21 protein-coding genes are annotated in these 18,022 nt (G+C 35.3%); 6 read left to right on the top strand and 15 right to left on the bottom strand.

Features of this window, described 5'->3' with window-relative positions:
- Nucleotides 1-431: 431 nt before the first annotated feature.
- The 5 genes from CLV90_RS19155 to CLV90_RS01465 all read left to right on the top strand — a co-directional run bounded on the left by CLV90_RS19155 (nucleotide 432) and on the right by CLV90_RS01465 (nucleotide 2,135).
- Nucleotides 432-608 carry a hypothetical protein gene (locus tag CLV90_RS19155; protein ID WP_166638516.1) on the top strand — a complete coding sequence of 59 codons (177 nt, stop codon included), beginning with the start codon at nucleotides 432-434 and terminating at the stop codon, nucleotides 606-608.
- Nucleotides 609-616: 8 nt separating this feature from the next.
- Nucleotides 617-886: a hypothetical protein gene (locus CLV90_RS01480; protein WP_133685756.1), complete on the top strand. Its 270-nt coding sequence runs from the start codon at nucleotides 617-619 to the stop codon at nucleotides 884-886.
- Nucleotides 887-966: 80 nt separating this feature from the next.
- Nucleotides 967-1,209 carry a hypothetical protein gene (locus CLV90_RS01475; RefSeq protein WP_133685755.1) on the top strand — a complete coding sequence of 81 codons (243 nt, stop codon included), beginning with the start codon at nucleotides 967-969 and terminating at the stop codon, nucleotides 1,207-1,209.
- A gap of 36 nt (nucleotides 1,210-1,245) precedes the next feature.
- Nucleotides 1,246-1,434 (top strand): hypothetical protein, encoded by a 189-nt coding sequence (locus CLV90_RS01470; protein WP_133685754.1) that lies wholly within the window; start codon nucleotides 1,246-1,248, stop codon nucleotides 1,432-1,434.
- 131 nt (nucleotides 1,435-1,565) lie between these two features.
- A complete protein-coding gene (locus CLV90_RS01465; RefSeq protein ID WP_133685753.1) occupies nucleotides 1,566-2,135 on the top strand; it encodes a TlpA family protein disulfide reductase in 570 nt (189 codons plus the stop codon).
- Here the strand turns inward: CLV90_RS01465 and CLV90_RS01460 are convergent.
- Nucleotides 2,132-3,184 carry a phosphotransferase enzyme family protein gene (locus CLV90_RS01460; RefSeq protein ID WP_133685752.1) on the bottom strand — a complete coding sequence of 351 codons (1,053 nt, stop codon included), beginning with the start codon at nucleotides 3,182-3,184 and terminating at the stop codon, nucleotides 2,132-2,134. The two genes, CLV90_RS01465 and CLV90_RS01460, sit on opposite strands and share 4 nt — an antisense overlap.
- Before the next feature lie 185 nt (nucleotides 3,185-3,369).
- On the opposite strand from CLV90_RS01460, the gene CLV90_RS01455 reads away from it, so the two are divergent.
- A complete protein-coding gene (locus CLV90_RS01455; protein ID WP_133685751.1) occupies nucleotides 3,370-3,924 on the top strand; it encodes a hypothetical protein in 555 nt (184 codons plus the stop codon).
- Here the strand turns inward: CLV90_RS01455 and CLV90_RS01450 are convergent, their stop codons facing one another.
- The 14 genes from CLV90_RS01450 to nirD all read right to left on the bottom strand — a co-directional run bounded on the left by CLV90_RS01450 (nucleotide 3,925) and on the right by nirD (nucleotide 18,015).
- A complete protein-coding gene (locus tag CLV90_RS01450; protein ID WP_133685750.1) occupies nucleotides 3,925-4,485 on the bottom strand; it encodes a phosphatase PAP2 family protein in 561 nt (186 codons plus the stop codon). It abuts the gene before it with no gap.
- Nucleotides 4,486-4,559: 74 nt separating this feature from the next.
- The gene (locus tag CLV90_RS01445; RefSeq protein WP_133685749.1) at nucleotides 4,560-5,447 is read right to left on the bottom strand and encodes a diacylglycerol/lipid kinase family protein; all 888 of its coding nucleotides are present in this window, start codon (nucleotides 5,445-5,447) and stop codon (nucleotides 4,560-4,562) included.
- Entirely contained in the window at nucleotides 5,444-7,429 is a 1,986-nt protein-coding gene (locus tag CLV90_RS01440; protein ID WP_133685748.1) for an LTA synthase family protein, read from the bottom strand. The genes CLV90_RS01445 and CLV90_RS01440 overlap by 4 nt, the downstream gene beginning before the upstream one ends.
- A 161-nt stretch (nucleotides 7,430-7,590) precedes the next feature.
- Nucleotides 7,591-8,289: a DUF1003 domain-containing protein gene (locus CLV90_RS01435; RefSeq protein ID WP_133685747.1), complete on the bottom strand. Its 699-nt coding sequence runs from the start codon at nucleotides 8,287-8,289 to the stop codon at nucleotides 7,591-7,593.
- 1 nt (nucleotide 8,290) lies between these two features.
- Nucleotides 8,291-8,824 carry a DedA family protein gene (locus CLV90_RS01430; protein ID WP_133685746.1) on the bottom strand — a complete coding sequence of 178 codons (534 nt, stop codon included), beginning with the start codon at nucleotides 8,822-8,824 and terminating at the stop codon, nucleotides 8,291-8,293.
- 18 nt (nucleotides 8,825-8,842) lie between these two features.
- On the bottom strand, nucleotides 8,843-9,265 hold the full coding sequence (locus tag CLV90_RS01425) for an MgtC/SapB family protein (protein ID WP_133685745.1): 423 nt from the start codon (nucleotides 9,263-9,265) through the stop codon (nucleotides 8,843-8,845).
- A 47-nt stretch (nucleotides 9,266-9,312) separates the two neighbouring features.
- Nucleotides 9,313-10,065 carry a COG4705 family protein gene (locus tag CLV90_RS01420; protein ID WP_133685744.1) on the bottom strand — a complete coding sequence of 251 codons (753 nt, stop codon included), beginning with the start codon at nucleotides 10,063-10,065 and terminating at the stop codon, nucleotides 9,313-9,315.
- A gap of 11 nt (nucleotides 10,066-10,076) precedes the next feature.
- Nucleotides 10,077-12,494, bottom strand: coding sequence for an outer membrane beta-barrel family protein (locus tag CLV90_RS01415; protein WP_133685743.1), 2,418 nt, complete (start codon nucleotides 12,492-12,494; stop codon nucleotides 10,077-10,079).
- A gap of 60 nt (nucleotides 12,495-12,554) precedes the next feature.
- Nucleotides 12,555-13,814, bottom strand: coding sequence for a sensor histidine kinase (locus tag CLV90_RS01410; protein WP_133685742.1), 1,260 nt, complete (start codon nucleotides 13,812-13,814; stop codon nucleotides 12,555-12,557).
- 3 nt (nucleotides 13,815-13,817) lie between these two features.
- Nucleotides 13,818-14,492 (bottom strand): response regulator transcription factor, encoded by a 675-nt coding sequence (locus CLV90_RS01405; RefSeq protein WP_133685741.1) that lies wholly within the window; start codon nucleotides 14,490-14,492, stop codon nucleotides 13,818-13,820.
- A gap of 91 nt (nucleotides 14,493-14,583) precedes the next feature.
- Nucleotides 14,584-15,168, bottom strand: coding sequence for a precorrin-2 dehydrogenase/sirohydrochlorin ferrochelatase family protein (locus tag CLV90_RS01400; protein WP_133685740.1), 585 nt, complete (start codon nucleotides 15,166-15,168; stop codon nucleotides 14,584-14,586).
- Nucleotides 15,155-17,005, bottom strand: coding sequence for an ATP-binding protein (locus CLV90_RS01395; RefSeq protein ID WP_133685739.1), 1,851 nt, complete (start codon nucleotides 17,003-17,005; stop codon nucleotides 15,155-15,157). Before CLV90_RS01395 ends, CLV90_RS01400 begins: the two co-directional genes overlap by 14 nt.
- Before the next feature lie 20 nt (nucleotides 17,006-17,025).
- Nucleotides 17,026-17,616 (bottom strand): DUF4202 domain-containing protein, encoded by a 591-nt coding sequence (locus CLV90_RS01390; RefSeq protein WP_133685738.1) that lies wholly within the window; start codon nucleotides 17,614-17,616, stop codon nucleotides 17,026-17,028.
- A gap of 21 nt (nucleotides 17,617-17,637) precedes the next feature.
- Nucleotides 17,638-18,015: a nitrite reductase small subunit NirD gene (gene nirD, locus CLV90_RS01385; protein ID WP_133685737.1), complete on the bottom strand. Its 378-nt coding sequence runs from the start codon at nucleotides 18,013-18,015 to the stop codon at nucleotides 17,638-17,640.
- Nucleotides 18,016-18,022 lie beyond the last annotated feature (7 nt).

Raw genomic sequence — 18,022 nt, 5'->3', positions numbered from 1 at the left:
AATATTTTTTTAGATAATAGAAAGCGGCCTAAAAGGCTGCTTTCTTGGTTTTTAAGTAGTTTATATCTTGTAAACTTCAATTAAATTCAAAAAACTGATTTTTGTATTTCCTAATTAAATATTAAATTGAAATAGCCCTTAATATTGGTAAACTAAAGTTCCCCCAGAATTCATTAGTGTTGCTATTTATTATTGGGCTTTTTTATTGATGTCCGTCCGAGACAAGACTTCTTATACTTCAATTACCCCATTCAAGCAAAACACTAAAGCTTAGTTTTAAGAAAATCTGTTGATTTAGCAGTGTATCAGCGAAAATTCTAAAAAATCAATTAACTTTAATAGGTATATGCCTTGGCGGCATATTTTACCGTACCAAATTCAAAGAATAGTATTAAATTTAGGCAACACTACGTAAAACGCATTTGTTAATAATGGCAAAAATTGAGATTAAAGGTTCCCCCGAAGAGCTTGAAAGAGTAGCCACTTTTTTGGCGAACAACAATATAAAGTTCGACATTGTTAATGATTATGGCAATCATTCTCTAGAAGATTTAGATAAGTATGCTGACCTTATTAATAAGTTCTCAGCTGCTGTGCCTGAAAAATAAGTATCTATATGAAAGGCTTACAAGAAATAAAATCTGAAATAGACCGGTTGGTTAGCACTAACGGAAAAACAGAACTAGAGGTTGTTGAGGCGCTTCATAAATATTACTTCAACAAAGCCGTAACTGCAGAGATCAAACTTTACAAGAAGAAAAAGAAAAAGGTAGCTCAAATTACGAAAGACCTTAAAATTAGTCACCGTAGGTTCTATAAAATCTTAGAAGATAAAAAGGTTGAGTTCACTAAATACAACAAGTCTAAAGAAGAGGAATCAGTTTAGATTTTCTTGACGTTTCAGCAGCAGCTTTCTTAGATTTATAGGAGAAAGGAACCTGGTGATATAAATTTAAGTTATCAAATATGAATCAAGAATCGCTCTCTAAATTGAGTACAGAAGAACTGCTCAAAAAACATACTGCTGCAAAAACTATGGTGTGGCTTTTGGCAATTGTATTAACTGGAGTTTTATTCTTTTTTATATACGTTTCTATACAAGATGGGCTTACTCCTTTATTGGCAGTTCCGTTAGCGTTATCAGTAATTATACCTTTAAATGTAAAGAATATGAATGCGCTAAAAAAGGAGTTAGATTCCAGAAAATAAGATTTAGCTATTTAATAAGAATACAAAATCAGAATTATGAAAAAAATATTATCAATTGTTGGAATGGTCATAGCGATAATTGAAATAGCATATAGTTTTGTTGGAGACAGCGATACAGGTCAATTTTTTGGAATTGATATGAATATTTGGGTTTTCCGTTTACTTTGGCTTGCCTTGTTTGGTGTTGTTTTGAATGGATATTTAAAAGAACGAAAGAATTCATAACCACGCTATAATTTGAACAATATTATTTTTTATAGGCTGTATTATATATTAAAGAGGTAAAATAGTGTTATTTTGTTTGTGAAATTAAAATTTCCGTAAACAATCACCAAGTATTTCGACCCACATATCACATGAAAAAGCGAAAATTTAAAATCAGTGATATCCTATTTGTGGTGTTCATTTTGTTGTTGATAATTCCGCAAACAAGAACACCAATTCAGGTTGCCGTCAATAAACTGAAAGTAGTAATTTGGTCACCCAGTATTGAAGATGAAGAAGACCAGAATATGGTTACTCCGTTTCAATATGCTGTTGTTGATTTACAGGGTGAAACTCAAAGCATATTGATAGGTAAAGGCAAGGTTACTTTTATTAGTTATTGGGCAACTTGGTGTCCCCCATGTATTGCAGAATTACCAGGAATTCAAGAATTGTATAAAGACTACGGAGACAATGTCAATTTTATATTACTGACTCAAGAAGAACCAGAAAGAGTGCAGCGGTTTATTGAAAAGAGAGGTTATGAACTACCTATTTATTTTCCACAAATGCAAGCTCCCGAAATATTACAAGAAAATAGCATCCCCACTAATTATGTAATTGGTACTACAGGAAAAATCGTCATAAAAGAAACCGGTGCCGCAGATTGGAATAGCGCTAAAGTGCGCAAGTTGATAGATGGATTAATAGTAAATAATTAAACAAGGACTTTTGCGATATAAGCTGCCATAAAATCTTTTTTGCTGAGTGCCTTATCAGCAAAATTAAAGAGACTATAACAACGATCTAAATTCTGATTCTCATAAGTGACTTTGTAATACCTGTTATTGTTTAGGTAATCAGTTAATGCACGTAACCCATGAATAAATGGCATAAAAACGGCACCTAATGGTAAACTATCTTTATCTGCGGCAGTTAAAAATGAGCTGTTATCAGCTAAACCATCAACAAAAGCTTTAAACAATGATTCATCAAAATTTATCAATTCGTGGTTTTGCTCATCTTCAGGTGCATTGTTAACTACAGTTCTAATAGCATCACCAAAATCATAGAAGAAATAGCCCTTCATAATGGTGTCTAAGTCAATAAGACACAATGCTTTTTTTGTCGATTTAGAGAATAAGATATTATTAAGCTTTGTATCGTTATGGCAAATTCTAACTGGCAAATCAGTAGTGTCTAAATGTTGAAGTTCTTTGAGAAATGACTTTGCCTTTTTAATGGCGACGTCGGCAATTTCTGTTTTTTGTGCATCAGCATTCTGCAGTGCTTCTTGAAACTCTTTATTTCTAAAGACTAGATCATGAAATTTTGGTAGCGTTTCTTTAAACAGCCCAGTATCTGTATGTAGCAAGAGCTGATGAAACTTGCCAATAATGCATCCCGCTTCAAAGGCAGTTGAGGTTTCGGTTGTTGTATTATAGGTGGTACTATTGGGTATGTAGGTCATCATCCGCCAGAAATCATTATCCTGCATGAGATGATTGGTTCCTGCAGTTGTATTCAGAAAAGTAATTTGGCTGTAATCGTCTGCTTTAAGCACAGGTAAAGCAAATTGAATATTATCCATCAGAATACTAGCATTTTTAAACACCTGGGTATTTATCTTTTGAAGTATATATTGTTGGTCATCATCTTCCGTAACCAAATACGTGTCATTAATGAGTCCGCTAGTGAGGGGTGTCCATTTTAATGAATTTCCGTTGAGGTTAAATTCAGAAAGTATTTTTCGGATGGATTCTTTAGTCATGTTTTAGCACTACGATTCAATTTTTAAAGATATTGAAACTTAGGCATTGTTTTGAGCACTGGTTTTGATAACCTTAATTCAATAATTAACAGGAATTTTCTTTATTTTGTGCAGTTGGCCTAATAATAATACGATTTGTAAAATAAAGCAGTTAGTATCTTTAACAATCAAATTTTCCCCCAAATATGATTACGATTAAAACCTATTTAAAAGTTGCCGTACTGTTTTTTACATCAACTTATATTCAAGCCCAATGCGAAGTTTTTAAGAGTGAAATCAGCGATGTACAGCAGTACATGACGCAATTTAGTCAGCTCTCAGATTCATTGAGTACCGCTGTTGAGATTGCTTCTTTTGACGCCTCTATAAGTACGGCACGAAAAAATACTAAAACAGCAATGCTATTAATAGGACAGGCAGTTAATGCTGCCGATGAAGCAGTAATTTTAGCTTCAGAAGCGCAATACGATTCTCAAACATGTGGTTTAGAAGATGCCATGAGCTATACTATCGATGCTGAAAGACATACTATAGATTCTCGCGATTTTTCAACCGAAGCTTTTGAAAATGTAAAGAATGCTGCCAAGGCGAACAACCTAGGTAACTTACAATACTATATGCGTAAAGCACAGCGTTTAATGAAAGAAGCCCAAAGTTCAGCAGATTCAGCAGTGTACGCGGCAGACAACGCGCATTACAGTTGTAGTCATGACGTTGCCCATCTTAGTTTTGATAGGTAATTAAAATTTATAGACGAAACCAAGTAAAAAGCTGTCGGCATCGTTCGAAAAGCTTAGTTGCATATGTTCTTTTTGGTATGGTGTAGTAAAAATATAGGCACTACCAACACCTACTACGGCACCGGCAAGAACATCCCAGCCATCATGTTTTTTGGCATTTATTCTACTAAAACCAGTGTAACCGGCAAGAAGATATGCGGGTAAACCATAACCCCAACCATATCTTTTTTGAATAAATGCGGCACTTTGAAAAGTTGTTGAGGTATGCCCAGACGGAAAAGCTCTTTCACCACCACCATAGGGCCTGTCTTTATTAAGAGCATATTTAAGTCCGATTGTTACAGCTTGGTTAACGGCAAAACCTTTTGCGAATTGCAAAGTACCTTCGTAATCACCTTCTATTAAACTACCTGCAAGTGCAGATGCCGGCATGGCAAAAAGCAGTACATCACCTGAAGTTTGTATAGCATCGCCTTGACCATAAGTATGCATTGAGGTGGTAATAAGAAAAAGAATAGCCAGTTTGGTACAAAATAAATTTGGCTTTAAAAGAGTAAGCATATAATACTGTATTTAATTTTTGAGGAAAATTAAATTACAATTCTAAAGAGAATTTAAAGTTGAAAGCTATTTCATTATTGAGGTGTTAGCACAAATAACGATTTTTCAACTAATGAAATAGTGAGCTCATTAGTATCTATTCTCTTATGCTCACCGTCTACTTGAGTATCAAAGAAATCTGATTGATTACATTTTATATGTACATTTTTGGTCTGAAAACTTCTAGATTCTTTTAGCCAATGCACTTTTCTAATGAGAATCAAAAACCCTAACCACAGCATTTTTATGCGGCTAATATTTTTAATTACCAAAACATCTAATAATCCGTCTTGTAGCGATGCTTTTGGAGTTAGGCTTAATTTATATCCCATTTCGTTTGAGTTGGAAATTAGAATAATAAATGGGTTCGCCATAGGCACCTCTTCATCTACAACAATAGAAAGAGGAGTATTTTTATTGATATCTCTAAATGTAGTTGCACAAGCCCGTATGTAGCCTAATAATGTTCTTTTTTCAGAAGACTCATAGTGTTTAATTAAACTAGCATCGAAGCCAACACCGGTATTACTAAAGAAATAACGACCATTTATCTTACCTACATCCATATGTTCGATGTGTTTATTCCTAATAATCTCTAACGCCTTTCGTCTTTTTTTAGGTATTTTAAGATTAGATGCCAGCCCGTTGCCAGAACCCATGGGTAAAATGCCCAAAGCGATATTGGTACCTATTAAGCATGATGCTACTTCGTTAATGGTACCATCGCCCCCACAAGCAACAATTATGTTCGCATTTTCTAAAATAGACGATTTGGTTAATTCGGTAGCATGTTTTTTATATTCAGAAATTTTAACGGTCAATTCATGTATACCTCTTATAAAATAAGGCTGTAGGTCTTCTTTAGTAAATGAAGCATGGCCGTGGCCTGCTATAGGGTTTACAATAAAGTGTATGCGAATCATTCTTTTAGAGATTTTAATTGGAGTCCGCCATTGTGGTACAGCTCATCTGCTACTTGGTAGTTCGAAATCGCCAATTTTTTAAAAGACTCGTCCATTGTGGTATTTTTTAAACTATTGTCAAGTGCATTCCAATCATAAAAATTAACAGTTTCACCATCGCCCAGCACCATTACTTTATTGTCTTTCAGGTATCCTAATTTTCGGTAGTTTCCAATGAAAGCACGCTCATCTTGTGGTCTCATTTTTAAAATATCCATACCAAAAAGGTTGCTTTCATAATTCCACCCCAAGGTAGAAAATAAGGTAGGGAAAACGTCTATCTGAGAACAAAGCGTATTAATTTTAGCGGGTGGTTTGTTCTGTAGATTATATATAAAGGCAGGTATATGATAGTTTGCTACATCAAGTTCCCACTTGCCCGCACTACTTGCACAGTGATCACTCATAATTACAAATACGGTATTTGCGAACCAAGGTTTCTTTTGGGCTTCTTTTAAAAAGGCACCAATAGCAAAATCGGTGTATTTTACGGCTCCATTTCTACCTGTACCAGAAGGTATATCTATTTTCCCTTCAGGATATGTAAAAGGCTTATGGTTCGAAGTTGTCATGACAAAATCGAAAAACGGTTTGCCAGATTCATGGGCAATATCGGCTTCTTTAAGCACCTTGTTATAAATATCTTCATCGCAAACACCCCATGCATTTTCGAAGGTAACCTCATCGTCTTCAATATTAGTGCGTTTTACGGTAATTGCCTCATCTAAAAGAAAGCCACGCCCTCTATCAATAATATTGAATCCGTTTCCTCCAAAAAAGGTATTCATATTATCAAAATAGCCATCACCACCATAAAAGAAATTACGGTCGTACCCTTGATTTTTAAAAACTTCACCGATGGTAAAAAGTCCGGTATTATTACTTCGTTTTACAATACTTCTACCGGGTGTTGGTGGTATAGAAAGTGTGATAGCTTCCATACCGCGAACCGTACGTGTGCCTGTCGCGTATAGATTATTGAAGAATAGACTGTGATTTGCAAGGGAGTCTAAAACGGGAGTGATATTTTCATCATTACCCAAGCTATTTAAGTACTTGCCGCTCAGGCTTTCTATACAGATAAATATGACATTGGGTTTTAGTGCGACAATAGTAGTGTCTAAGGTATGAACCGTTCTGTAGATTTCATTTTTATTTGGATGTGTAAATTCAACTTTAAAAGGCAGATACTGGTTCTTTACATTAGCAAATGCCTCTGTTTCTGGCATGGTGCTATAAAATTCAGAAAAGGCGAGTTCATTATTTCTAAAAGCTGCAAAAAACGAATAGATACCTGCCTTAGATATTTCGTTGTTATACCTATTCTTTGACCATTCTGCTTGAGCATTTGTAATGAAGAAAGAAAAGAAGACACAAATGGCAACCCAAGGCAAAGTTGCAAAAGCTCGTTGTTTAAAGGTTGTTTCATTTTTGAAAGTAGCGTGAAAAACCTTTCTTTTAAAGCTGATAAATAGGGTAAGTGCTACCAATGAAATAAGCGTGCCTAATAGCAATGGAAGCGGATATGATTCATTAATATTCTTAACAACTTCATAGGTGTAGATTAAATAGTCTACCGCTATAAAGTTGAATCGACGTTGAAATTCGTCCCAAAAAGTAAACTCGCCGAAGAATGAAAAATAGATGATCAAAATAGCAATAAAGAATCCGAACCAGGTAATGGCTCTATCTACCAAAGAACCGTACCATTTTTTCGGAAAAATGAATAGGTATAACAAAAAGGGCATCATAAATATAGAGAGCGTACCAACATCGTAGAATAGCCCTGTAATGAAGGTTTTTATAATAGCACCCAAATGGGCATCTACCTCAGAAAACCCCCATATAAAAAATGTGAGCCGAACCAAGAATGATAAAGAAATAAATAGTAACACAAATGCTTTAAGTAGAGAAAAGCGCTTAGGAAAAAGATAGGTCAACATATATACTGTAATTAGACTAATTTGAGCCTAAATGTACATGCCGATTCTAAAGAGGAGTTAAAGTTTTAGTAGATGAAATAATATTTATTAGATGCAAATAACCAATTGATATATAGCGTTATATGTATTGAAAATTAGTTTTCGGATTAGAATGTAAAATTTTATGTATTCGGATTGATTTGCTTCATAATATCTTCAAGCATTTCAACCTGTATTTGTTGAATATTCAATAACTCTTGCTGCTGATGTATTATTAAATGATCTATTTTTTCATGAAGTGTACGAATTTCAAGTTCAGCCTTTAGATTGACCATATAATCTTGCTTTGCCCTTTCGCGGTCTTTTTCTTCTTGCCTATTTTGGCTCATCATAATTACAGGTGCTTGAAGTGCCGCTAAACATGATAAAATAAGGTTAAGTAAAATAAAGGGGTACGGGTCAAAACCTTTGTTTGCCAATAAAATGATATTCGCAGAAATCCAAAAGAAAATAATAAGTGCAAAAATTATGATGAATTTCCAGCTGCCGCCAAATGCGGCAACCTTATCAGCAAGTTGTTGACCGAAGCTCGATTTGGTAGTTCCCTCACCCTCCTTTTCTGAGATAATTTCATGGTCGTTCAATGTCTTTAGAACATCTTCTTCTAAATGGGAAAGCTCACCAACCTCTTTTACTAAATAACCAGAAAGATATTTTTGGCGATACAGGTTAAGTTCAGTAATAGATATTGAATTTTTTTTATTGAAGCTAGGGTAGTCACTTAGAATTACATCAAAAATTGATTTTCGTATCGTGTTACCAAAAACTTGTTCGCTCTTTGGAAATTCTTGTTTAGAAATACTGCTAGTAAATGTATTCATATTACTTTTTTTTAAATCGAAAGAGTATAGATAGCAAAGCGATTATTAGAAGAGCACCAATAATATAGAATTCAACTTTTTCAAGGTCATTCAGGTATCTAATTATTAATTCGCCAAAGAATATACCCAATCCGGTAATTATTGTTGCCCAAATTAGTGTGCCTAAAAGTGAAAATTTCAGAAACTCTTTAGCGGTTATATTTTGAGTACCTAAGAAAATAGGTGTAATAACGCGAAACCCATATAGAAAGCGATAACCGAGAAGAGTTTGTATTCTATGGTTTTCAAATCTCTTTTTAACCCCGCTCATTTTAGTTGACCACTTACCATTATTAACGAAGCGAGAAACTTTATGTTTACCGATATTAAAATAAAAAAGATCAGAACCAATTGTGGCTATTATTGCGGTTATAATGACCAACCAAATATTTAAATAGCCGTGGTGTGCTGCAATAACTGCTGAAAGTAACACAAATTCACCCTCTAAGAATACTCCCAAAAAAAGTGCAGCATATAGTAGTACGGAATGAAACATAGGTGTTTTTTTGTCTTTTTATTTTCTGTTTTTCAACCATTTGTCTAGCGGAGTTAAAAACGAATTGACTACTATTACGGTTATGGTACATACAAGGGTTTCTATAAAAAAACCCGAAGCCGCCAGACAGCCAATTGCAGCACTACACCAAATAGTTGCTGCTGAGGTTAGGCCATGAACATTATTACCTTCCCGAAAAATAATGCCTGCACCTAAAAAACCCACACCTGTTACAACTTGGGCAATAATACGAGAGGTGTCAATACTAGATTCGCTCTCTTTCAACTCGAAAGAAATCAAAACAAATACTGCAGCACCTGTTGCGACTAATAAATTAGTGCGCAGACCAGCAGTTTTATGGTGCCACTGTCGTTCGAAGCCAATGGCGAGACCGGCTAAAAGTGCCGCTCCCAATCTGAAGATAAATTCTGAAATAATCATTTTCTTAAAGATATTAAATACATTGAATGAATAGTGGTCTTTGGTATTTATTGTTTTCCATTCAATTTTGCATTTTCTAATCGATGAGAAATACCAATTAAGATCACCATTAAAATTATAGACACGATCGATGCATTCAATGTCCCTAAATCGAGCCCTCCTTTTACTATCGGTTTGGTCAAAAAATCGCCAAATGTAGCGCCGAAAGGTCTAGTAAAAATAAAGGCGATCCAAAAAAGGATGATTTCGTTAATCTTTGTAAAGTAATGTAGTAATACGACGAGTACTATGATACTTGCAGTGACGAAGGCTCCGCTCAAATAACTTAACCCTATTACATCACTCAAATAATCGCCGAATGCGGTACCGAGACTATTTGAGAATAAAATAGCGATCCAGTAATAAATTTCGGTATTGCGATCTAGAATTGGAAATACCACCAGATGATGATATTTTTTATTCCATAAGAATAACGTGGTCAACAGACCTAGAAACAATAAAAGACTCCCCCATGTATAACCTAGGTTAAGGCTGCGATCAATAAAATCTGATATTTCGGTACCTAATGTTGTGGTGGCAATAATTACCAACCAAAACCACACCGGTATGTATTTTTTTCGGGTCAACTGAATGATAAGGGCGATACCGAAAAAAGTTAGGGTTATTAAAATACCGACCGTATAACCTAAGCCCAACGTTTGTGCAATAAAATCACCTAAAGTTTCGCCGAGAGTGGTAGCGACAATTTTCATTAACCAAAATAACAGGGTAACCTGGGCGACCTTATTTAGGGAGTTCATAAGGCTAGATATTAAATTTTATATTTCAGGCCCAATCTAAAAAGTTGGGTCTCGAAATAATTTTGGTAGATAGCAGTAAAACCGGCATTGGTAACTTCTTGTCGAATACCAAATCGGTTGAAAATGTCGGTAGCAGAGAAGGTAAGTTCTGCCTTTTTGTTCCAAAGACTTTTCTTAACCCCTAAGTCTACAGAGTAGCGAGAAAGCTCTTTACCTTGCGGAATGTTTTTATCAGAATAGTAAACGCCTGTTACTTGAAAAGTATAGTCGCTCGGTAAGTTAAGCTCAGAAGACAGTTTAGCGTTCCAAGCATTGGCGGTAGATTCTTCAATCACAAACGGTCTAACGAAAGGGAAAAGCACAGTACCTTCGTATTGGTCTATGGCATTCGAGTACCAGTTTACCGTACTAGAAAGACTCCAGTTTTCAGTAAGATCTTGACTCAATAATAGCTCTAAACCTGTATTCGTCGCCCTACCCGTATTTTGATAAATTCGATTTACGATATCGTAATTGGGGTCAGAATCATCGATACTAAAAATACGCATGTACTGATCTTGAATAATTCGATGGTACACGGCAGAAAATAAAGATCCATTAGACCAAGAGTATTTATGGGCAACTTCAAAAGCATCGGTAAATTGAGGGCGTAAATAGGGGTTGCCCACTTTTAGAAGTTCTGGATCGTCATATTTTGGAAACACCCGTAATTCTGGCTCGCCCGGTCTATCGATACGGCGATTATAAAAAGCAGATATTTTATTGTTTTCGTTTAGCTTAAAGGTAAAACGCGCACTGGGGAAAAGCTCAAAATAATCATAGGCATCATTATTTGGGTAATAGGTGTTCGCGGGGTCTAGATCATAAAAAACATCGGTCTGTTCGGCACGTAATCCTGCTTCAATATCGTAGAATTCTTTCTCTAGAAGGTAATTTACATAACCGGCATAAAGGTTTTCTCCCCAGTCAGAGAAAGTACCTAAACCTGGGTAAATTATAGATTCATTGCCAGGGGTTATGGTATAATCTACAGGTAGCCTCCGAATACGAAGTTTTGCGCCAAGTTCTAGTCTACCGTTACTCAATGGTTTTACATAATCGGTGGCTAAGCTAGTAGTGTTTTCAATTGCTCTAATATTGGTTTTATCTCTACCGATACGAACTGCAGAGCTGTCGTTCAAAGAATATGTTTCATCTTCTAAACCTTGGGTGTATTGTGCATTGGCACTTAGGTTATGCCCAGGTTGCTCAAATGAATGTTTGTAGTTGATAGCGGCATTTATATATCTAGTAACTTCTTCTTCTTCCCAAGTGTAAAATCGGTTTCTACTATTGGTATTTAAATCTATAAATGCTACTTGCGAAGTGTCTATATGTCGCTCTCTGTCGTATAGCCCTGAAAATGTAAAGCTATTCTTATCATCTAAATTATAGTCGATACCACCATTTATGATAGAGCGAAATTGCTTTCTATTTTCTGGTACCTGCGAAATAACGTTGCGCCCATCATCATAGTTTCTTGTAGTAAACTCGTTATTTGGCAGGGCTTCTTGAACAATAAATTCTGACTGTAAAAAGTAGTTTAGTTTACCCTTTCTATAATTAAGGTTTATACTTGGTATAAGTTTCGGGTTTACCGAAAAACTTCCTAAATCTGTAGGCGTATCGGGTATTCGCTTGCCTAAGGCACCCAACCCAAAAGACAAACCAACATCACCGTTAAGTCCGTTTTGAGTTTCCTTTTTGTAGATAATATTGACGATACCGGCAAAACCATTGGCGTCATATTTTGCCGATGGGTTATTGATGATTTCAATTTTTTCAATATTTGAAGCCGGTATGTTCGACAAGCCTTTTTGGTTACCAAAGCCGGTTAAGCTACTTTGTTTACCATCTATAAGAACAACTACCTTATCGCTACCCCTTAAAACTACTTTCCCATCTTGATCAAATGTAACCCCTGGCATTGTTTTCATGGCATCTAAAACCGAGCCGCCTGCTTGCGCGATGTTATTATCAAGATTAAAAGATTTTTTGTTGAGGTCGCTATTGGTAGAGGCCTCTTGACCTATAACCTGTACTTCGGCAAGTTGCTCGGCGCTTGGTTGCAGTAAAATTTGCCCAAGATTAAAAATGCTATTTAGACCGCCAGCGATCAAAGGTTTGGTTACAGATTCATAGCCTATAAAAGAGAAGACTAAACTGTATTTACCTGTTGGCAATCCTAAAATTTCGAATAGCCCATTTTCATCTGTAATAGCACCTGTAATCATCGAATTATCTACAGCACTCTGTACGGTTACATTGGCAAAGGGTAACGTTTCTTGTGTAACACCATCACTTAATTGCCCTGTTACAGTTACCGAATTTTGAGAAAAGCCAGGTATAAAGAAGCAAAGGAGTAGTACTACGGATAAAATCTTTTTCATGAGATCAACTTTTGTGTGCAATGATACGTGTAGAATCTAAAGATACCTTTAAGATGATTATTAATTTACAAATGAAATGGTGAAAAAGTGTGTTTCGTTTTTGTAGCTGTAGGATGGTGTAAAATTATAAAGATCACATATTTTTTTAACGATTGCCAAGCCCAACCCAGTTGATTTTATATGTTCAGATTCTTTGTAAAAGCGCTGAAATAATAGCTCTGGTTTCAAAATAGCCTTGGTACCATTATTTTCTAATGTCAATGAATTTTTATCCAATACTACGGTAATTGGGGTTTTAGGGGTTGCATGTTTAATTGCGTTAGACAGCAAATTATCGCATAGAACTTCCGCTAAATAGGCATCCATCATAAGAATAACATCTTCATTGTTTTTAAATATGATAGTTACGGAATAGAGATCTGCTAAGTTTTCAATTCTATGTTTTAGAATAGCGTTTAAGTAACACGCAGTAAGGTTTTGAAACTGGTAATTCTCTATTTTTGAAAGTAGCCCAAGTCTTTTGTTTAGTTGTTTAAGCCGCTGAATGTCATTTTGAATAGACGATAACTGCTCAAACTGAAACTCATTAAGTTCTTCACCATTTATAATGGTATCTATTTTAGCCTGAATTATTGCCAACGGGGTTTGTAATTCGTGAGATACGTTTTCTGTAAACTGCTTCAGGTTTTTATAGTCTGAGCGTACTTTATCGGTTAAGGTGGTAATTTCTGTATTAAGCTCTGAAAATTCTAAAATTGTACTGTCTTCTAAAGAAATAGGAATCTCTGAAGTCAATGAAAATTTTTTCATTTGTTCTAAGTTCTTAAAAAAGGGACTCCATAGTTTTTGTGTTCTAGATTTGTTTAAGTAAAAGAGAAAGACAAATACAGAAAAGATGACAATTAAGTAAGAAACGATTACGGCGATCAAAATATCTTCAGACTCAACAATAAGTGTACGCACAGTAATCTGATAATTATGATCATTGATTTTTGAATAGGTAATTAGCTCTCGAAAATCTTCCATTTCGTTCTGAGATGGATCGAATATTAGAGTGTCTTTTAAATGCTCAACACCTAAGGTAGAAACCTCTGTAACTTCAACCATGGGTGGCAGCTGATACATTTGGCTATAGTTAGAAATGGAACTTTCTATTCTCGCTTCGGTAGAACGCAGCTCTTCTTCTATTTCATTTTGTAAAAGATTACGAACGTAAAAAAAAAGTACTATTGTACTAATAACCATTAATACCAGGCTTACCGATAGAAATGTTTTCGAAGTTTTATGTAATAACCCTATTTTTTTTGATTGCTCGCCCATTCATTAATCTTCTATAAATTTATAACCACTGCCATATGCCGTTTTAATATATTTAGCACCTGCATCGGTCAATTTTTTGCGTAGGTTATTAATATGCACATATATAAAATCGTAATTATCGAGCATATCGCTATGGTCGCCCCATAAATGTTCTGCGATTATTTCTTTAGAAAGTACGCGACCTTTATTTGTAATGAAGAATAAAAGTAAGTCATATTCTTTTCGTGTAAGTGCCATAGTCTGATTATTGATATAGGCAACTTTCGCTCTGGTATCTATTGATATTTCATTAAACTTCAATCGTTCAGAACCTCCAAATTTACCTCTTCGAAGAACAGCTTTAATTCTAGAATTGAGTTCGGCTAAATGAAAAGGTTTGGTCAAGTAATCGTCTGCACCCAAATCAAGTCCTTTAAGTTTATCATCTAATGAGTTGTTTGCAGAAATAATAATAGTCGCCGTCTCTTTTTTTTCTTTTTTTAAGAACTGAAGAATGTCTAAGCCGCTACCGGTAATTAAATTAATATCAAGCACTAAAAGGTCATATTCATAGAGGTCAGTTTTATAAAGGGCATCTTCATAGGTAGATGCTGTTTCACATACATTACCATCTTTTTCCAAATAATTGGCGATGGCTTGTAAAAGGGCAATCTCATCTTCTACGATTAAAATTTTCATCTGATTAAAGTTAGGACTTTCATACCTATAAATTTAAAGTCCTTTTCTAAAGAGAATCTAAAGAGGATAGCGCAAAAAACAGCGCATAATTTTACTCCTCTTTCTTATTCACCAACCCTTTGGTAAACTCATTTAAAGTCTCGACTTTTTCTTCGAAATCACCTTTTATGGTCTTTCTAAATTCGTTGAGGTTTTTGACGAGGTCATCTATATTTTCAGGTATTACGTCTTCAAAAAACTGACGTAATCTTTTGGCAGTGGTGGGTGATTTTCCATTAGTAGAAATCGCTACTTTTACATTTCCTTTTGTAACAATACCGCCCATGTAGAAATCGCAATAAGGTGGGTTATCGGCTACGTTTACTAATATTTGCCGTTCTCTACAGTCATGATATACCTGCTCATTTACAGGTACATTATCTGTGGTAGCAATAGCGATGTGTTTCCCTTTCAAATAAGAAACATCGTAATTTGCCATATTCATTTTTATATTGAATTTATTGGCAAGTGCAATGGTTTCATCACGGAACATAGGTGCAACCATTTCTACCTGCGCATTAGGACTTGACTTTAACAAGAAAGTCAATTTTTCTAGCGCAACATTGCCACCGCCAACAATTAAAATATGTAGGTTAGATACTTTTAAAAATACGGGGTAAAGCTCATTCCGTTCCATGTAATGTTTTGTTTTCTTCTGTTTTGTAATTGATAGTCACTCGCGTTCCCTTCCCAATTTCAGAGTTTATAAAAAGTCTGCCGTTAATATAGTCGATACGTTCTTTCATAAAAAACAGACCCATACCGCCTTCACTATTATTTTTTGGTAATTGACCAAGAATACTATCGTCAAAACCTTTGCCATCATCATCGATCACCACGCTCAAAATAGGATAGGAGTAATTTAAAGTAACCAAAATGTAATTAGCCTCTGCATATTTAATGGCATTGTTTACCGCTTCTTGGGTAACGCGATAAATATTGGTTTCTGCCAAAGAGTCGAATCTAATATTATCATCTGTTTTGTTTTTAAACAAGATATTTGTGCCGGTCAATTTAGAAAGCTCAGTGGTCATTTTATGAATTGCAGGAAATATACCATGATCGCTTAATTCTGGCGGAGTAAGATTAAAAGTCGCTGTTCTAACACCCTTAATTAGGTCTGAGGTTAATGCTTTTAGATAGGCGATTTTCTCTCCTGTTTTAGCAGTATTTTCAATATCAATAGATTCAATATTAAATTTAAGAGCGGTAAGCATTTGTCCAATACCATCATGAATATCTTTGGCAATACGTTTGCGTTCTTCTTCTTGGCTCTCTACAATTTGGCTTGCCTGCACCTTCTTTTGTTGCATGCGTTCTTCAAAATTCTGCTTGGTCAATTGTTGAACTTTAAGCTGATTTTCTTTTCGCTCTGTAATGTCTGAGCATAGAATAAGAATGTCTTGCTCTAAAGTAGATTGATGCATGGGTACGATAGACATATCTAACCAAATAGTAGCGCCTTTTGTGGTTACCACTTGCAGCTCTTCATTTCGCATTACATTTTTTCTATTGATTTTCAGCACCTCTTTAAGGTACGATTGCTGCCCTTCTTCAATAGTGAGTATTTCTGAAATAGGTTTGTTTACAGGTGCCGTATCGTGCCCTAATAAGTCTAAGAATTTCTTACTAATAAATACGATGGTGCCATCTTTTCGAATACTTGCAAAAAGGGCTGCGTTATCAATTACGAAATTCAGTTCTTGCAGTTCTTTAAGAGAGCGTTCCTTTTCATTATATAAGCTCTGAATTTTATCTAGCTGACCCTTTGACTCCTCATCTTTACCCATTAAATGACCAATGGTATTTTTAATTTGGATGGATAACGGTCTAAAAATTACGAAGATTTCTAACAGCAAAATCAATAAAGAGAATGCCAACAACCAATATTCTTTTCGTTTTAGTTTCTGAAGTTGTTCATTACTACGGGCATCATACTCATTAACAATTTGATCCATAATACTTAAAAACGGACGCTCATTATTCAACAATGCATTAAGGTCATTTTCCTGAACATTGGCGTTGATATTTTGCTCGTGAGTTGCAAGAATATTTTCAACAGCTGTGACCATGGCAGAATGGTGCGGCTCTAATTCTTTAAAAAGCGACTGTACTTTGGGGTCATCTTCGTAAGGAAGGTTAAATGATGCATCGCCTAAATGAAGTCCGTCGTGCGAAACTTTCCAAACGCTTAGTGTTTTCTCAATTTCAGATAATATTAATTTTTTATCTGTAGGGTCGTTACTATTTTTTAGTAGCAAGGTTTCTTTCACCAGTTTTTGGCTAAAGGCACGTTGTCTACCCGCTACATTAATAAGTTCAGAATCGCCAGATTGTGCTTTTAGGTGCAATTGAATCAGCACTTGGGCAATAATAACTGTAAGCGCAATGGCAGCCAATGCCAACAAATACCACTTACGTATACGTATAAACGTAGCCGTGTCCAATGGTATATTGTGCTCGTTATTGGCCATAAAGAAATTGTAATTTACGGTTACCCCTGTAGTGCCTTGGTAATCAAAGCTAAAGAGAATTTAGAGAGTGGTAGTTTTAAAGCGGCATCTTGACCTTTTTTTGACATTTTTTTCCATGTTTTTTGAAGGATGTCTATTGTCTTATCTTCAGGATGCTTATGTGCAAAAGGTTCAAAATAGAACTCTAAGAATACTAAACAGATAACATCTTCTAAAGATTGTGTTTCTTCGTTTTTCTTTAGCTGTTTTTTCTCTAAAAGAAATTTGACATTGTCAATGGTTTCATCATCATAACCAACATTTTCTAATATAGACGCAGCTTTCTTGGCATGAAATTTCTTTAATTCCTGTCGCCATCTTAGATATCCCTCGCGGTTCATTTCATAAGACTCTCGAGGTATTTCCCATCTACAGATATGTTGGCATCTTGCGGTAAGGCGTAAAGCTTCAGAAGCAGTTGGGTCAAATTCGTTTAGGCGTTCTGTCATTCTAATACCATAAAGCACTTCTTTGGGGTAGGTAGTACCTTCAAAAACTTCGGTATTTGGATCTTGCTTGTTGGCTTCGTCAAAATGTTGAAATGCTACCAGTAATTTATCTGTCGTCGCCATAAGTCAATTATTTACTCAAAGCTATTCAGAAAAGCCAACATACACAAAGTCCGACTCTATTTTTACCGGGTAAATGGCGATAGGGTCCAAATCACTATTTAAATTTTCACCATTTTCCAATGAAAATGTCTTTTTGTGTAATGGACAGGCTACCATTGGTATACCCTTATGGTCACCAATCATACCTCTGCTTAAAACCATTTCTTGTTTTTCAGGAGAAAGGTTTTGGCAAGCGTACCAAGTATTTAGTCGTTCAAAATTAAATACAGCAATTTGTAGGTCTTTATATTTTACACAAGCGCCTCCATCTTTTGGAAACGCAGTAACTGGTGCTGCTTTAAACCAAACGGTTACTTCCTCTGGTTTTACGGTCTTATATTTATCTGAAATTATAGTCATTTTTTAA

The organism is Maribacter spongiicola (assembly GCF_004364165.1).
GTDB lineage: Bacteria > Bacteroidota > Bacteroidia > Flavobacteriales > Flavobacteriaceae > Maribacter > Maribacter spongiicola.
This window is presented reverse-complemented; position numbering and strand designations above follow the sequence as displayed.

What these genes read in the sequence shown, in the direction of transcription:
- CLV90_RS01465 (WP_133685753.1), top strand. Translation starts at nt 1,566, where the DNA reads ATGAAAAAGCGAAAATTTAAAATCAGTGATATCCTATTTGTGGTGTTC.
- CLV90_RS01430 (WP_133685746.1), bottom strand. Translation starts at nt 8,824, where the DNA reads ATGTTTCATTCCGTACTACTATATGCTGCACTTTTTTTGGGAGTATTC.
- CLV90_RS01475 (WP_133685755.1), top strand. Translation starts at nt 967, where the DNA reads ATGAATCAAGAATCGCTCTCTAAATTGAGTACAGAAGAACTGCTCAAA.
- CLV90_RS01420 (WP_133685744.1), bottom strand. Translation starts at nt 10,065, where the DNA reads ATGAACTCCCTAAATAAGGTCGCCCAGGTTACCCTGTTATTTTGGTTA.
- CLV90_RS01400 (WP_133685740.1), bottom strand. Translation starts at nt 15,168, where the DNA reads ATGGAACGGAATGAGCTTTACCCCGTATTTTTAAAAGTATCTAACCTA.
- CLV90_RS01480 (WP_133685756.1), top strand. Translation starts at nt 617, where the DNA reads ATGAAAGGCTTACAAGAAATAAAATCTGAAATAGACCGGTTGGTTAGC.
- nirD (WP_133685737.1), bottom strand. Translation starts at nt 18,015, where the DNA reads ATGACTATAATTTCAGATAAATATAAGACCGTAAAACCAGAGGAAGTA.
- CLV90_RS01445 (WP_133685749.1), bottom strand. Translation starts at nt 5,447, where the DNA reads ATGATTCGCATACACTTTATTGTAAACCCTATAGCAGGCCACGGCCAT.
- CLV90_RS01470 (WP_133685754.1), top strand. Translation starts at nt 1,246, where the DNA reads ATGAAAAAAATATTATCAATTGTTGGAATGGTCATAGCGATAATTGAA.
- CLV90_RS01455 (WP_133685751.1), top strand. Translation starts at nt 3,370, where the DNA reads ATGATTACGATTAAAACCTATTTAAAAGTTGCCGTACTGTTTTTTACA.
- CLV90_RS01390 (WP_133685738.1), bottom strand. Translation starts at nt 17,616, where the DNA reads ATGGCGACGACAGATAAATTACTGGTAGCATTTCAACATTTTGACGAA.
- CLV90_RS19155 (WP_166638516.1), top strand. Translation starts at nt 432, where the DNA reads ATGGCAAAAATTGAGATTAAAGGTTCCCCCGAAGAGCTTGAAAGAGTA.
- CLV90_RS01405 (WP_133685741.1), bottom strand. Translation starts at nt 14,492, where the DNA reads ATGAAAATTTTAATCGTAGAAGATGAGATTGCCCTTTTACAAGCCATC.
- CLV90_RS01440 (WP_133685748.1), bottom strand. Translation starts at nt 7,429, where the DNA reads ATGTTGACCTATCTTTTTCCTAAGCGCTTTTCTCTACTTAAAGCATTT.
- CLV90_RS01395 (WP_133685739.1), bottom strand. Translation starts at nt 17,005, where the DNA reads ATGGCCAATAACGAGCACAATATACCATTGGACACGGCTACGTTTATA.
- CLV90_RS01415 (WP_133685743.1), bottom strand. Translation starts at nt 12,494, where the DNA reads ATGAAAAAGATTTTATCCGTAGTACTACTCCTTTGCTTCTTTATACCT.
- CLV90_RS01435 (WP_133685747.1), bottom strand. Translation starts at nt 8,289, where the DNA reads ATGAATACATTTACTAGCAGTATTTCTAAACAAGAATTTCCAAAGAGC.
- CLV90_RS01425 (WP_133685745.1), bottom strand. Translation starts at nt 9,265, where the DNA reads ATGATTATTTCAGAATTTATCTTCAGATTGGGAGCGGCACTTTTAGCC.
- CLV90_RS01460 (WP_133685752.1), bottom strand. Translation starts at nt 3,184, where the DNA reads ATGACTAAAGAATCCATCCGAAAAATACTTTCTGAATTTAACCTCAAC.
- CLV90_RS01410 (WP_133685742.1), bottom strand. Translation starts at nt 13,814, where the DNA reads ATGGGCGAGCAATCAAAAAAAATAGGGTTATTACATAAAACTTCGAAA.
- CLV90_RS01450 (WP_133685750.1), bottom strand. Translation starts at nt 4,485, where the DNA reads ATGCTTACTCTTTTAAAGCCAAATTTATTTTGTACCAAACTGGCTATT.